The sequence below is a fragment of the Acinetobacter brisouii CIP 110357 genome (assembly GCF_000488275.1).
Lineage (GTDB): Bacteria > Pseudomonadota > Gammaproteobacteria > Pseudomonadales > Moraxellaceae > Acinetobacter > Acinetobacter brisouii.
This window is the reverse complement of sequence record NZ_KI530762.1, coordinates 1305833-1320639: the sequence shown is the minus strand read 5'-3', so window position 1 is coordinate 1320639 and position 14807 is coordinate 1305833. Positions and strand designations below refer to the sequence as shown.

At 37.9% G+C, this 14807-nt stretch carries 15 protein-coding genes; 9 read left to right on the top strand and 6 right to left on the bottom strand.

The genetic code is table 11. The features are described from left to right. Window positions 1-31: 31 nt before the first annotated feature. Window positions 32-544, top strand: a complete 513-nt coding sequence (locus P255_RS06200; protein ID WP_004901625.1) for a hypothetical protein — start codon at window positions 32-34, stop codon at window positions 542-544. A 224-nt stretch (window positions 545-768) separates the two neighbouring features. Here P255_RS06200 and P255_RS06195 read toward each other — a convergent pair whose 3' ends face one another. Further along, window positions 769-999 carry a hypothetical protein gene (locus tag P255_RS06195; RefSeq protein ID WP_004901620.1) on the bottom strand — a complete coding sequence of 77 codons (231 nt, stop codon included), beginning with the start codon at window positions 997-999 and terminating at the stop codon, window positions 769-771. Window positions 1000-1314: 315 nt separating this feature from the next. On the opposite strand from P255_RS06195, the gene P255_RS06190 reads away from it, so the two are divergent. After that, entirely contained in the window at window positions 1315-1758 is a 444-nt protein-coding gene (locus P255_RS06190; protein ID WP_004901618.1) for a universal stress protein, read from the top strand. Between the two features lie 49 nt (window positions 1759-1807). Here the strand turns inward: P255_RS06190 and P255_RS06185 are convergent, their stop codons facing one another. The 3 genes from P255_RS06185 to P255_RS06175 are packed head-to-tail and all read right to left on the bottom strand — an operon-like array spanning window position 1808 to window position 5593. After that, a complete protein-coding gene (locus P255_RS06185) occupies window positions 1808-3085 on the bottom strand; it encodes a GDSL-type esterase/lipase family protein (RefSeq protein WP_035365057.1) in 1278 nt (425 codons plus the stop codon). Between the two features lie 17 nt (window positions 3086-3102). After that, window positions 3103-4182, bottom strand: coding sequence for an SGNH/GDSL hydrolase family protein (locus P255_RS06180; RefSeq protein ID WP_004901612.1), 1080 nt, complete (start codon window positions 4180-4182; stop codon window positions 3103-3105). Then, window positions 4169-5593 (bottom strand): MBOAT family O-acyltransferase, encoded by a 1425-nt coding sequence (locus P255_RS06175; protein ID WP_004901609.1) that lies wholly within the window; start codon window positions 5591-5593, stop codon window positions 4169-4171. Before P255_RS06175 ends, P255_RS06180 begins: the two co-directional genes overlap by 14 nt. Before the next feature lie 438 nt (window positions 5594-6031). Between P255_RS06175 and P255_RS06170 the strand changes: the two genes are divergently transcribed. From P255_RS06170 to gcvH, 7 genes are all read left to right on the top strand, one after another. Next, window positions 6032-6361, top strand: coding sequence for an ArsR/SmtB family transcription factor (locus P255_RS06170; protein ID WP_004901607.1), 330 nt, complete (start codon window positions 6032-6034; stop codon window positions 6359-6361). Between the two features lie 245 nt (window positions 6362-6606). Next, entirely contained in the window at window positions 6607-7809 is a 1203-nt protein-coding gene (gene sstT / locus P255_RS06165; protein WP_004901603.1) for a serine/threonine transporter SstT, read from the top strand. Window positions 7810-7832: 23 nt separating this feature from the next. Continuing rightward, window positions 7833-8504 carry a YoaK family protein gene (locus tag P255_RS06160; RefSeq protein WP_004901600.1) on the top strand — a complete coding sequence of 224 codons (672 nt, stop codon included), beginning with the start codon at window positions 7833-7835 and terminating at the stop codon, window positions 8502-8504. Window positions 8505-8522: 18 nt separating this feature from the next. Further along, window positions 8523-9059 carry a DUF2058 domain-containing protein gene (locus P255_RS06155; RefSeq protein WP_004901597.1) on the top strand — a complete coding sequence of 179 codons (537 nt, stop codon included), beginning with the start codon at window positions 8523-8525 and terminating at the stop codon, window positions 9057-9059. A 106-nt stretch (window positions 9060-9165) separates the two neighbouring features. Continuing rightward, on the top strand, window positions 9166-10404 hold the full coding sequence (locus tag P255_RS06150) for a mechanosensitive ion channel family protein (protein ID WP_004901595.1): 1239 nt from the start codon (window positions 9166-9168) through the stop codon (window positions 10402-10404). An 84-nt stretch (window positions 10405-10488) separates the two neighbouring features. Further along, entirely contained in the window at window positions 10489-12321 is a 1833-nt protein-coding gene (locus P255_RS06145; protein ID WP_004901593.1) for an ABC transporter ATP-binding protein, read from the top strand. A 74-nt stretch (window positions 12322-12395) separates the two neighbouring features. Then, entirely contained in the window at window positions 12396-12770 is a 375-nt protein-coding gene (gene gcvH, locus P255_RS06140; protein ID WP_004901591.1) for a glycine cleavage system protein GcvH, read from the top strand. Between the two features lie 226 nt (window positions 12771-12996). On the opposite strand, the gene P255_RS06135 is transcribed toward gcvH, so the two are convergent. Both P255_RS06135 and map read right to left on the bottom strand, forming a co-directional pair. Further along, window positions 12997-13887 carry an alpha/beta hydrolase gene (locus tag P255_RS06135; RefSeq protein ID WP_004901589.1) on the bottom strand — a complete coding sequence of 297 codons (891 nt, stop codon included), beginning with the start codon at window positions 13885-13887 and terminating at the stop codon, window positions 12997-12999. A 15-nt stretch (window positions 13888-13902) separates the two neighbouring features. Beyond that, window positions 13903-14697, bottom strand: coding sequence for a type I methionyl aminopeptidase (map, locus tag P255_RS06130; protein ID WP_004901587.1), 795 nt, complete (start codon window positions 14695-14697; stop codon window positions 13903-13905). Window positions 14698-14807: the final 110 nt, after the last annotated feature.

Here is a 14807-nt window from a genome sequence, read left to right as displayed (position 1 = left end):
AAGAAGCAATGCGCTTAGATTAGTATTTATTATGATCAAAAAATTATTTCAAAACAGGATTTTACTGTGCTGTCTGGATTATTTTAAAATCTGGTCGCTGCATGTCCGACCGCTCACAACCAATGAAATTGCCCTTGCATCTACAGTCTTTGGCAATCTGATTGATTATCAGCAGGTTCGTATCTGGAATACGCCGTTTTTACCGTGGCAACCCATTGGCATGTTCATGGCGCCTATAGGTGCAATCTTTGTGAACCCTGAAAATTATTCATTGGACTATGCACAAGAGTCACAGGTTTATCAGGCAGTTTTTATTCATGAGTTGACCCATGTCTTGCAATTTCAACAAGGTAACTCAGTATTGGTGAAAGGTGCTATTTTACAGACGGCTTATTATTTAAGTTTGAAACGCTATAACCCATATGCTTACACGCTAAAAAAGCATAAAGCATTTGCAGATTATAATATCGAACAACAAGGCGATATTGCCCGCGATATTTTCTTGGGTAAAATTCCTAATATTTTGCTTAATCCAGAAAAATAATGATTGGCGAACATATTGTGGAACTCAACGCGCAAGATGAGCTGATGAAATTTTTGGCGATAAAATCATATCCATCTTATCTGCCTTCAAGTACATGGTTTATTCTGAACTAGGCTTTTGGCCTGATTGAATCTTTAATCTTAAAACTCAGTTAGGAGAATGGTCGTGGTATATCAACTGACATGTCCATCCCACACTCCTATCAACTTCTCACAATTTAGAATTTAAACAAGCTCAAGTTGTCGACCATCTTGAGTCACTTTAATTTTGATATTTTTATACTTACGTTTATTTGGATTCATTGCTGACCCAACAACCTCTTGCATGAACTGACGATCATTCATCAACTCTGCATAAACTTTATAGCCAATTAGGATTTTCTCAGGTTTTTTATTTTTAACTGCGAATTCCTCGATTAGATTATTTAAATTTTGGAGGTCCGATTGATTATCCATGATAGCCCACTCTAAAAAATGATGCATATTATGGGCATACGTTTGTGAAAGAACGATGAAATGCAAGTTTATTTCATCGATACACCCAAGGATTAGTATAGATTTTATTCATCAAAATAAAATATTCCCTCTTTTTTCAAGCTTATAAAATGTGTTAGCCTTAAGCTACGTGCTCTTGGATTAAAAAATTCTAGTTTGTACAATACTTATAGATGAAATACTACTAGAAATTCTTATAGATGAGACACTTACATTTAACAACGATGAAAATTTAAAAAGTATCCAGTATCTAAGGACAGCTTAGGAGTAGTTCACATGGCTTACAAACATATTTTAGTTCCAGTTGATGGTTCAGAAACATCATTAGCAGCAGTCAAACAAGCTTCATCTATTGCAAAAGCATTTAGCAGTAAAGTGACTGCAGTTTGTGTTTTAGCGGTTGATCCATTTGTTGCTGTCGAGTTTGTAAACACTGATCAGTTTATTAATGATTATGTGGCTAAAGCAAAAGAAGAAATTCAGGAAATTCTTGAACAGGCAAAATCTTTGTTTGCTCAAGAAGGCGTGACCGCTGAAACCCAAATTCTTGAAGGTCAAACCATTCATAAAGTGATTGTTGAAGCAACTAAAGACCTTGGTGCTGATCTGATTGTTATTGGTTCACATGGTCGTAAAGGAATCAAAAAACTCTTCTTGGGTAGCGTTACTCAAGCTATTCTTTCTGAAAGTACTGTTCCTGTACTTGTTGTACACAAGTAATCCCGATTAGAAAAAAATAACCCACAAAATTTGTGGGTTATTTTTTATCTTAATGAATGATTTTACAGTCATTCGCTTCATCTACATTACAAATGCTTGCATGTGCCATCGCGCGGTCTTGAGTATTTACAGAAAATACCGCTGATCGACTTGAATGTGCATCTACATGACTAGAAGCCACTACTCCACCACTAGCCGATTTACCTGCCAGCGCCAAAATATCATTGGCAAGCATGTCCCCAAACTTGGTATATCCTGAAGCAGAGAAATGCACACCATCTCGGGCAGCATCACCACGTGCGATCCAGTTTTTCATGCTGCAATGACCACCCATCGCTTCTTGCCAATCCCAAAATAAAGTATGAGCCTGATTGGCAACTTGGCGCTGCATATTTTGAAATGCGCTCAGTTGCGTTGGACGTATGCCACACTCACCCGATTTGTCTTTTAGACTCTCAGGTGCAGAAACGATCAGAATTGCACTATGCGGTGAAGCTTCACGAATATCATGAATTCGGCTGAGTAAAAGCTGCTTTTGTTGCTCAAGATCATGATAGGTATAAGCTTCATTGGTTCCATACGCCAAAATAATCAAGTCAAATTTGAGTTGACCAAGCTGTTGCTTCCAGTTGTTACTCCAGTTATTCCATGACTGCAATTGTGCGCCGTTCACCCCTAGAGCGGAGACTACAGCGCCAGAACCTGTCGCATTTTTTGCCCACCAACCACCTAACGCAGATTGAGGGTTGTGTGGTGCTGTAATGGTAAAAGGCAAATAGGCTTCAAAAGTTTGCAATTGCCATGTGTTATTTTTGATTGGCGCACCTAAACGAAAATGCTGCCCACGGCTGTCTGTGACCTGAAAGTCGCTATCCTCAGCCCCCTGACGGAGACTGACCGTAATCTTTTGTAGTTGTTCTGACTGTTTGGCTTTAATGGTGAGTGTAGCGCCGTCTGCAACGGGACGGGCAATCAGACCACCTAAGGTATAATTTTCATTTACCTGAGTACGAATTGAAATAGGTTGCCAATTGCTATTGTCATAACCGAATCGGGTCAGGCGCTGACCAGAAAAATACATGGGCATTCCCCATCCCATTCCGCCATTTCCCAACGTATTTTGTAATGTAGTTCTTAAAGCATTACTCATATAGTCCGCAGCGGTGTGTGAATCACCAAACTGAACTACATTGAGTTTGTGTTGCTGAATGCTTTTAACCAGTTGTGGCGTATTCGGTTCTTGGAAATTGGAGAGATGGCCTGCAAAAGCAGAAATGTGAATAATAGATGCAGCCAGAAACAGGCCGCACCGTTTTAATTCTTTCATTTTCATTCAAAAATCGCTTAATTTGTTAAATGTAAGTATTGCAAAATATTGTGCGCGATGATTTTCTGTCCTTCAACTGTAAAATGTATCCCATCCGCACTACGGACTTTTACATTGCCATTTTCGGTGTTGAGTGTTTCCGTAAAATGGTTATTTTTTCCACCGATAATTGGACGTGAATCAATCACGAACTCTTGCGCTTTTTTTACTTCACTTTGAATGACTTGATTCAAATAGATCATTTGTTCATTTAGCTGATCTTTATGCATATTCGGTGGTGTCAACCACATCACACTGACATGATGTTTACGTGCTTCATTTAAAATACTGTCAATACGGGCACGATATTCTGCTTCCCATTCTGGTGATTTAAAGGTAAGCCAATGTTTAGTTGTTGCATTAAACATATCCCAAGGGTCATTTGGCCCTAAAAATACAATCATCACTTTAATACGTGGATTACTGTTTAATGTATCCCGAATGGTTTTTGGCCAGTCAAAGAGTTTTGGATAAGTCAGACCCGTGCTTTGTTTGCTCAGGTTTACCGTCTGAATCCCTTGTTCTTCCAGAACTTTCTGTACATGTGGTGCAACTCCCTGCATCATGGAGTCACCCGCAAAAAACACCTGATCTTGTCCTGTCAGCATAAAACGCTGGTCAAAAGCCTGTTTGGCTTTTTGTTTTTCAAGCAGTGCTAGCTTTATCTGTTCTTCTTTTAAACGCTTTGCTTCTGCGGCTTTATATTCAGGAGTATAGGCATAATCTTGATTAAACCTGTCAATCATATGACTGTTGATTTGATTGACACGTTCATCGTATTGCCCGTTTTCACGATATAAATAATCCCCAATTTCTCCACCCATATGCCAGATTTGAAACTGGTCTAACATCGCAAACGGGCTATCTTTATGATAGGTCTGCTGAAAATAAGCATTGACCGAATTTTGCATAATCCAGATGGATGTTAAGGCAAATGCCAGCAAAATGAAAAGCACATATAAAAAATTCTGGCGCTGTTCCAGATGATCCTGAACATATTCGAGTTGTTGAGTTTGTTCTAATGATGAACTGATAATATTCGTATCAGAAGTTTGCATAAATAAATCCTGGAATACCTGAAGGTGCACAGATCAGCACAAGTAAAAACACGATAAATAACGGAATTGAAACAGCATATTTGGGAATTCGGCTAAAAATTTCAGCCAATTTGTGCGTGTTATTTCGCACCAAAGGATAAAGTACCCAAGCAAACAGCAATACACCTAGCAAATACAATGGGTTGTTTGACCAAGACACATTCACTGTATTGCTAAATAGCGCATGGAAAACTTGTAGTGCTTCATCTAAGCTTTTTGCTCTGAAGAATACAAAGCAGAAACAAACAAAGTGAATCGTGAAAAATACGCCAACTGCTTTGCCTAACCAGCCAGTATTTGCTAATACATTGCGAGACTCTCTTGGCGTGACCTGACGGACTTTTTCATAAATTTTATCGCCGATATTCAGTAAAACCAGACCAACGCCGTGTAATAGTCCCCACAAGAAGAAGTTCCAGCCTGAACCATGCCACACCCCAGACAAGACCATAGCAATCAATAAGTTGATTTGTGTACGTGCAAATCCACCACGGCTTCCCCCCAGTGGAATATAAATATGATCACGAATCCAGGTCGATAAACTGATATGCCATTTATCCCAGAAATCTCGAATATTGTGCGCCAGCAGCGGCGCGCGGAAATTGACAGGTAAACGGAAACCAAGCAGTAGACCAAATGCAATCATCATTTCGCTATAACCAGAGAAATCGAGAAACAACTGCAAGGTATAGCCATAAATGGCGCACAATACTTCCAACGAATGATATTGCATCGGGTTTGAAAATACTGGATTGACCCAATGATCTGCGAGCCAGCCTGCAATCCACCATTTTTTAATCAGTGCCAGTAAAATTAATGCAAAAGCCAAACTTGGATACAAAATCCTGCGTGGTTCAGTTTGACAAATTTGAGCACTCATTCCGCAAGGTTGCTGGTTGATGTCAGTTAAACCTTTAGCACTCTGCGCACGAGCAATTGGCCCTGCAGTAATCGTGGTAAAAAATGAAAAATGCAGTAGCAACTGCGGCAAATTAAAACGAGGGACTTCTATTTCATTTTGATAACGACTAGATAAATAGCTAATCGATTGAAATGAGTAATATGAAATTCCCAAAGGCAACAATAAATTCGAAGCCAAAAATGAACTGTCTAAATGCATTGCATCGAGTAAAAAACTGGTTTCTTGGCGAAAGAAGTCATAATATTTAAAAAATGCCAATTGAATCAGTGTGATAATAATTCCTGAAACAAAGATCTTTTTTTTATATTGCTGCCAGCGATCCATGGCAATAGACAGTGCATAAATAATACAGCTATAACTTGCGATGACTGCGACTGCAATCCAGTTAGACATCAGCAAAATACATAAATAACTGGCAATAATCAGCACAATATTTTGTATTTGGGGCATCTTCCGTAAGCCCCAATATAGGCAAAAAAAACCTATAAAAGAGAGTGCGAACTCAATTGAAAGAAAGGAAAACATGAGTGAAAAGGTTGCACATAAAATTTTCACGCATATTATACTAAGTCGCTACAAAAAGTGTGATCTCTTATAAAAATGATAAAAATATCATACTGATAGTTTTTTCCTATTGGTGAAATTTTTAATCATATAAGTTACTGATATTTATTAAGTAAGTTAATTTATAGATAGCAATTCTTTGTAATACAACAACTTGTATAATATCCACCCAATTTAGAAGACAATTCAATGTTTTTCTGATAATCATGGTTACTATTTGTTTTTGTTACAATTATACGCAAAGAATAACAAAATCCATTTTTTGTACACATATTTTATGTATATTTATTAATAAATTATATCAATCTTAAATAAGGGGAAAAAATGAACGAGCCACTAGATATTGATGTAATTCGTGAGTTATCTGATGATATCGTCACTGTACTTAAGTCACTGGGTAATAAAGATCGTTTGCTGATTTTGAGCCTATTGGTCAATGAAGAGCTGAATGTTTCTGAAATTGAAACTAAAAGTCAAATTCTACAACCAACACTCTCTCAGCAACTCATGATATTGCGTAAAAACAATATCGTGACCACTCGCCGTTCAGGCAAACAAATTTTTTACTCTATAAAAGATCAGCGTTTTATCAAAATCTTAAGCAATATTTATAATTTTCATCTTACCTCCTCTGCATTATCAATGACAGCGTAAGGTGTACTGAATTAAACGGTGATTTTTTTGTTTATTTTAACAACAAACCATAAGGTTATGTTTTACTCACCGTTTAATTGAAAATAATTAAAAATCAAATTATTAAATAATATTTTTTCTAATTTAACCAATAATAATCGGCTTTTTGCCACAACAAAAATGCAAGATCTGAATTTTTTTCTATAGAATACTCAACCTTTCTTTTCTGTAGGTTTAGAACCTTAATTGGTTTTTAAGGCGTTCTTATGCTTTTAGCTATTAAGCAATCTAGTTTAGTGACTAGAATTGTAATTGCGATTATTTTAGGGGTTTCTGTTGCCCTATTTTTCCCAAACGTTGCACCTTACTTAAGCCTTTTAGGTGATATTTTCATTAAGGCATTGAAATCAGTTGCACCTACTTTAGTGTTTGTATTGGTCATTTCCTCAATTGCGAATTTTCAGGCAGCGCAAAGCGCTAAAAATTTCAAGCCTATTTTGATCATGTATACCGTAGGGATGTTACTTGCTGCCCTAAGTGCTGTCATCGCTGATCATTTATTTCCAACAACGCTTATTTTGCATTTAGCCAGTGATCAGTCTTTACAGCCACCAAACAGTTTAAGTGTGGTGCTTAAAAACTTGGTCTTGAGTTTTGTCTCCAATCCTGTGGTTGCATTAAGTGAAGCTAATTTTATTGGTATTTTGGCTTGGGCATTGATTTTGGGTGTGGCCTTTCGTCATAGCTCAAATTCAACCAAAGCCTTCTTACATGACAGTGCAGAAGCCATTGGAAAAGTGATTAAACTGGTGATTGGCTTTGCACCAGTGGGTATTTTTGGTTTAGTTGCCGTCACTTTTGCGAACTCGGGTATAAATACCCTGATTAGCTATACACATTTATTGGCTGTTTTACTCGGCACGATGTTCTTTGTTGCTCTAATCATTAATCCGATTATGGTGGCGCTGGTTATTAAGGGTAACCCTTACCCGCTTGTACTTAAATGTTTACGTGAAAGCGGAATTACTGCATTTTTTACTCGTAGCTCTGCGGCGAATATTCCTGTGAACCTAGATCTCGCTCGCCGTTGCGGTGTAGATGAATCTACAGCAAATGTGATCATTCCTTTAGGCTCCACGATTAATATGTCAGGTGCAGCTGTAACCATTACGACATTGGCACTGGCGACAGTGAATACTTTGGGTATTCAGACTGATTTGACCACCATGATCATTTTATGTGTGGTTGCGACGATTTCTGCATGTGGCGCTTCTGGTGTGGCAGGTGGTTCTTTGCTCCTTGTCCCTGTGGCATGTGGTCTGTTTGGTATTTCTTCAGAAATTGCCATGCAGGTTGTTGCGATTGGAATGGTGATTAGTGTCTTGCAGGATTCGACAGAAACTGCTCTTAATTCTTCGACTGATGTGTTATTTGTAATTGCAGTTGATCAAGGGTATAAAGATAAATAACTTTTTACTCACATGATCGTGATATGCCATTTCAAACATTACCTGTTTGGGTTCAGCTCAGTGCATTTTTTCTTGCTTTTAATGCAGGCATGGTCAATGCACTGGGGCTACTGAATATTTGGCATCAAACTGTTTCGCACATGACAGGCAATGTCAGTATGCTGGCAATTGCCATTGTGCATGGGCAATTCATGCATGCCATTTATATTATTTGTGTCATTTCAAGTTTTGTACTGGGTTCTTTATATAGCGGCTATTTACTCGGTAGCAGCCATTTTCAACTTGGACGCCGTTACGGTATTCCACTTAGCCTTTCTGCACTGTGTATTTTTTTGTGCTGGCTATTTATTCCTTATTATCCACGCTATGCATTACTTTGGGCGTGTGTTGGCATGGGTATGCAGAATGCTATGGTCAGCCACTATAAAGGCGCAATTATTCGAACCACGCACCTCACTGGACTATTAACGGATTTGGGGCTTAATTTTGGTTATTTGCTACGTGGTTTACCTGTGGAAAAACGCCGTATCATATTACTGCTTTTGATTTTGATTGGTTTTTTATGTGGGGGGATACTTGTTACTTGGTTATATCCTTATTTAAACTTACATACTTTTCTGATTCCAGTGTTCGTCAGTTTGACCATGAGTCTAACTTACTGGGCATTGTATCTTCGCAAGCATCTACATCACTAATTTTGTTGGATTTATCTTATGGTTAAAAATGCTTTACAGGCGCAGTTATTGAAAGCGGGCTTAGTCGACAATAAAAAAGCGAAAAAATTGACCAAGCAAGCACAGCATGAACAACGTGCAGGCCTAAGCAATGATGCTGAAATCAAAGCAAAAATTGCTCAAGATCAGCAACAGAAACAGGAAAGAGATCAGCAACTCAATTCGGAAAAACAACGCCAACTGGAAGAAAAAACCCTCAAAGCCAATATTATTCAAATGATTGGTCAACACAAAATTAAAGACACCGATGGCGATAGCATCTATCAGTTTATTGATGAAAACAAAATCAAGAAAGTTTACATTAACCAGCAAATTTATAATGCACTGGTCTCAGGTAGCCTAGTTATTGCCAAAGAAAATGAGCAATATGCATATTTGCCTAAAGCACTGGCAGACCGTATTGAACAAAAAATGTCGGGCTTTATTTTGTGGAAAAAATCTGAAGAGAACCAAGAAACTACAGATGAAGAAGATCCATACGCAGCATATGTCATTCCAGATGATCTGATGTGGTAAGTCTGTAATTCAATCATAATAAAACGTTTATTTATTTAAACTTGCCTAAGTCAATATTAAAAAAACCGTACAATATAGGTTGGTTTTGGTATAAGGCTTAGGTATTTTGTCTAATTTCTCCCAATATATTCAGGATCTCCAGGCTTGGGCAAACAAGTTCCCATGGTTAGAAATGCTCAGTGGTTTAGGCATCCTGATTTTTTCTGCATTTGTTGCTAATTTTATTACCAAGCAAATCGTTGTTCGCGGCATTCGTAAAATCTTACTCAAGATGACATTCGCAACGAATTCTATCCTTGCTGAACATAGTGTCATTCAGCGTTTTTCTAATATTGTTCCTGCACTCATTATTATGAACGGGATAGATACGGTTCCACATCTATCTGCAAAACTAGTGTATCTGGTTCAAATGCTGTGTCAGGCATTTATTTTCCTGAGTATTGCTCGCACCATCAGTGAAATTCTGAATGTCTTTAATGCGATATACCAGCGTAATCCCAACTCTCGAAACAAGCCGATCAAGGGTTATTTGCAACTCGTCAAATTAATGCTGTTTATTATTTGTGGATTAATGATTTTAGGAACATTCCTGAAAAAAGATGTCTTTACCTTACTGGCTGGTTTCGGTGCGATGGCAACGGTACTCATGTTGGTGTTTCAAAATACCATTTTGTCACTGGTTGCCAGTGTGCAAATTTCTTCTTATGACATGATCCGTATTGGGGACTGGATTGAAATGTCATCACTCAATGCGGATGGCGATGTCATTGATATGTCATTACATACCATTACCGTACAAAATTTTGATAAGACTATTACCACAATTCCTACTAATAAATTGGTCACGGATACATTCCGCAACTGGCGTGGTATGACGCAGTCTGGCGTACGCCGTATGAAACGAGCACTTTATATCGATCAGAGCAGCGTACATTTCATGACTTTTGAAGAACATCAAAGGTTAAAAGACTTTTTGTTACTCAATAATTATCTCAACTCAAAAGAAAATGAATTAGAAGAATTCAATAATAAACTCTCCAATCAGTCTGAATATAATCAGCGCCGTCTAACCAACTTAGGGACTTTCCGTGCTTATGTAAATTTCTATTTACGTCAACATGAAGGCATTGCTCAAGACCAAACGCTCATTGTGCGTCAACTACAACCAACCAGTATGGGATTGCCTATCGAAATTTATGCTTTTATTAGCACAACAGTCTGGATCGATTATGAAAATATCCAGTCAGATATTTTTGATCATCTAATTTCCATTCTGCCTGAATTTGGTTTAAGAATTTATCAGTCAGCTTCGCAAATTGATTTTCAGGGTTTAGCCACAAAATAATTTTTAATCGCAGAATTTTGCATATTACATTTTCTTCAAAGCAGCTTTTCGGTTTTAATACACCTATAGTTTTGGAGAAAATGTATGTTATTAAAATGGTTTGAACGACGAGTAGATCCCTATCCTTCCGAAAATTTAAACAAACCATTGCCTAAAGATTTTTTTCCATTTGTTTGGCAATGTGCCGAAGGGTTAAAGCATTATTTAATTATTTTGGTGCTACTAACTGCTGCCACCGCCAGCTTTGAAGCGTTATTTTTTTCACAAATCGGACATTTGGTTGATTGGCTGAACCAAAGCCATCCCAACACATTTCTAAGTCAACATGCCCAGCAATTACTCATGCTGGTCGCTATTTTGGTGGCCAATATTATCTTTGCAACCATGCAATCCATTATCCGCCATCAAATTCTATTTAGCTCATTCCCCATGCGTCTCAGATGGCGTTTTCATAATTTGATGATGCAGCAAAGTCTGGACTTTTTCTCTAATGAATTTTCTGGGCGGTTGGCTGCTAAAATTATGCAAACAGCACTTGCAGTACGTGAATTTTGGGTGATTTTAGGTGACATTATCGCCTATGTGCTGATTTATTTTATTTCAATCAGTTTAATGCTTGGCAGTGTTGCGCCTAGTTTGCTCATTCCATTATTTGTATGGTTGGCTTTATTTATCAGTTCAGCGATTTTTTTCGTACCACGCATGATCCAGATTTCTAAAAAACAAGCGGATGCCCGTGCCGTCATGACGGGGCGTATTACTGATGCTTACACCAATATTCAAACCGTCAAACTATTTGCACATACACAGCGTGAAAACCACTACGCCAAAACATCCATGCAGGAATTCATGGTGACTGTTTATACGCAAATGCGGCTTGCAACTTTATTTGAGTTAAGTTTGAAGTTATTAAGCGCTGTACTATTTATTGGTGTACTCGGCACAGCCCTTTATTTATGGACACTTGGACAAGTTGCACTGGGAATTATTGCAGCAACAACAGCCATGATTTTAAAACTCAATAGTTTAAGTGAATTTGTCATGTGGCAAATTTCTATGCTGTTTGAAAACATTGGTACGATTCAAGACGGTAAAAACACCCTTGCTCAACCTGTTTCAATTACCGACCAGCCAAATGCCCAACCATTACAACTCAATCAGGGTGGAAAAATTGAATTTAAAGATGTTTGCTTTGCCTATAATCAGCATCGCAATGTCATTGATCATTTTAATTTGAGCATCAAACCTGGTGAGAAAATTGGTATTGTTGGACGTTCGGGGGCAGGAAAATCAACACTAATCCAGCTTTTACTACATTTTTATGATATTCAGCAAGGTTCGATTGAAATTGACGGGCAAAACATTGCACACGTGACACAAGACAGTTTACGCCAGCATATTGCGCTTGTGACACAGGATACATCGTTGTTACATCGCACAGTCGCGGAAAATATCCGTTATGGACGTAATGATGCTTCTGATGAACAATTTAATTACGCAATTGAAAAAGCGAAAGTTAAAGAGTTTATTGACACTTTATCCGATGTTCGTGGGCAAAAAGGTTTAAATGCTTATGTCGGTGAACGTGGTGTAAAACTTTCAGGTGGACAGCGCCAACGTATCGCAATAGCGCGAGTATTTCTAAAAGATGCGCCTATTTTAATTTTAGATGAAGCCACTAGCGCTCTAGATTCTGAAGTTGAAGCTGCTATTCAGTCGAGTTTAAATGACCTTATGGCAGGAAAAACAGTAATTGCAATTGCTCACCGCCTATCAACTATCGCTAAAATGGATAGAATCGTTGTACTGGATCAAGGAAAAATTGTTGAACAAGGCTCACATAATGAATTATTGGAGCTTCATGGAATTTATGCTCAGCTTTGGCAAAGGCAAACTGGCGGCTTCTTAGTAGACTAAGCATTTTTACTTTTGTTTTTTAAGAAAAACAGGTATAACTCACTGCAATAGTTGATTTTAATGATGGAGTCATTATGAACCACCCGAATGATTTAAAATATGTAGCAACGCATGAATGGGCAAAAATTGAAGGCGATTTAGTTGTTACAGGTATTACTGACCATGCACAAGATGCTTTAGGTGACTTAGTTTACATTGAAGTTCCAGAAGTTGATCGTCACTTAGATGCTGGTGAGCAAGCTGGCGTTGTAGAGTCTGTAAAAACTGCTTCAGACATCTATTCCCCTATTGCTGGCACAGTTGTTGAAGTAAATACTTCATTAGAAGATGAACCAGAATCAGTCAATAACGATCCATATGGTGCAGGCTGGATGTATAAAATTAAACCTGACAATATGGCTGATGTAGAAAAATTACTTTCTGCTCAAGATTATGAAGCAGGCTTATAATCTGAACTTGTTTTAGTTTGATTTGATTTTAAAAAGCGCAGATTTTTCTGCGTTTTTTATTTTTTAGACTTTTTGATTGTGCTATTTTTTTCTTTTAGTATTACTTAGGCTATTTTGATTCATTTATAAAAATAACAGTCAATAAACACATCAATTTATTCGTTTTAAATTTCCATGGTGGTTTAAGCTTTTTAATTTACTTAGGCTATTTAAGCACTTTAAAGATTTAGGTTTGAAGCTGATGCTTTAAAAATTGCAGTTGGGTCTGAATAGACTGCTCAAAGATGGCACTTTGTTTATGTACAATATCAAAATGTGTCATTGGCCATTCAATAAACTGAACATTTTGAATTTTATGAGCAGCTTTTCGCGTCGCAGTAATCGGAATAAGCCAATCATCCTGCGCAGCAATCATTAGAGTTGGACACTTAATTTTTTTTGCAATATGTGTTGGGCGATACGTATTGATTTCTAATAAAATTCTTGCAGGAACACAGTTTTCCCATGTTGAGTTTTCAGGAACACTCTCCATAAAGGCATCATAACACCCCTCTCCTGCCAAACAACAAATACCCTCTTTAGAGACGACAGGGATTCCTACTACACGTCCAAAGCGTGCGGCCCAAAGATCTTGTAAAGCCAATTTTAGTGCCTGAGGAAGGAATTTTTTGGGATATAACCAAGCACTTGCCAGCCCATCGACATGTGGAACAAGCGCAATAATCGCTTTAATATTTGGAATTTCTGCTGCAAGAGTCATAACATGACCTCCACTAAGCGAAACTCCCCATAAAAACAATTGCTCCTGATTTACATTTGACCAAGATTTAACTTGTTCAACTACATTTTTCCAGTCTTGCAAATGATGCTTGGGTGAAACTAACTCGCGTGGCTGACCTGTACTTTCACCAAAACACCGATAATCAAATAAAATAACGGCGAAACCTTGCTCTGCAAAACGCTCTGCAACATCAGGTAAACTGAATTTACGTTCACAGGCAAAACCATTTGCCATAATAATAACGGGCGGCAATGCGATTTCTTGTGGAAAATAAACATCTGCTGCAAGTCGCTCGCCACAACTCGTAAAGTACATATTTTCAACTTGATACTGCATTGCTTCACCTCAAAATTAAATTGCTGGATAAGTTCCAGTGCCTTCTGGCCACGGTGTTAATAATTCGAAACCATCATCAGTGACAGCAACCATATGTTCCCATTGTGCGGAAAGTGAATGATCTTTGGTAATAACGGTCCAACCATCATTAAGTTCTTTTACTTGAGGTTTACCCATGTTTACCATGGGTTCAATGGTAAACACCATGCCCTTTTTAAGCTTTAGGCCCTGACCTTTTTGCCCAAAATGCAGCACATTTGGCTGCTCATGATAGACTCGCCCAATACCATGACCACAGTATTCACGCACGATGCTATAACCTGATGTTTCAGCCAATGTTTGAATCGCATGACCAATATCACCTAAAGTTGCATCAGGTTTAACGGCGTGAATTCCTGCAACCATTGCTGCATAAGTCGTTTCAACCAGTTTTTGTGCTTGTGGTGAAACCTGCCCCACATAATACATACGGCTAGTGTCACCATAAAAACCATCTTTAATAATTGCAACATCGATATTAATGATGTCCCCTTCTTTCAACACGACCTTTTTAGATGGAATGCCGTGGCAAACAACTTCATTGGGTGAAATACAGGTAGTTTTTGTATAACCATAGTACCCAATATTGGCAGGAATCACTTTGAGTGTATTTACAATAAAGTCATGGCATAAATCATCTAGATATTCAGTTGTTACTCCAGGTTTAACCTGCTCACCAATCATTGCCAAAACTTCTGCAGCGAGCCGCCCAGAAATTCTTAATTTCTCGATTTCTTGTTCGGTTTTAATGACAACTTTTGTGGCACGCATAGAATGGATCCTTTATTTCATTTCAAATCTGAAACGAATAGATTGAAATACTTAGGCTATTTTACATAGTAAATATTTCAAAAATAATCCTCATCGTATAGAACTGCAAG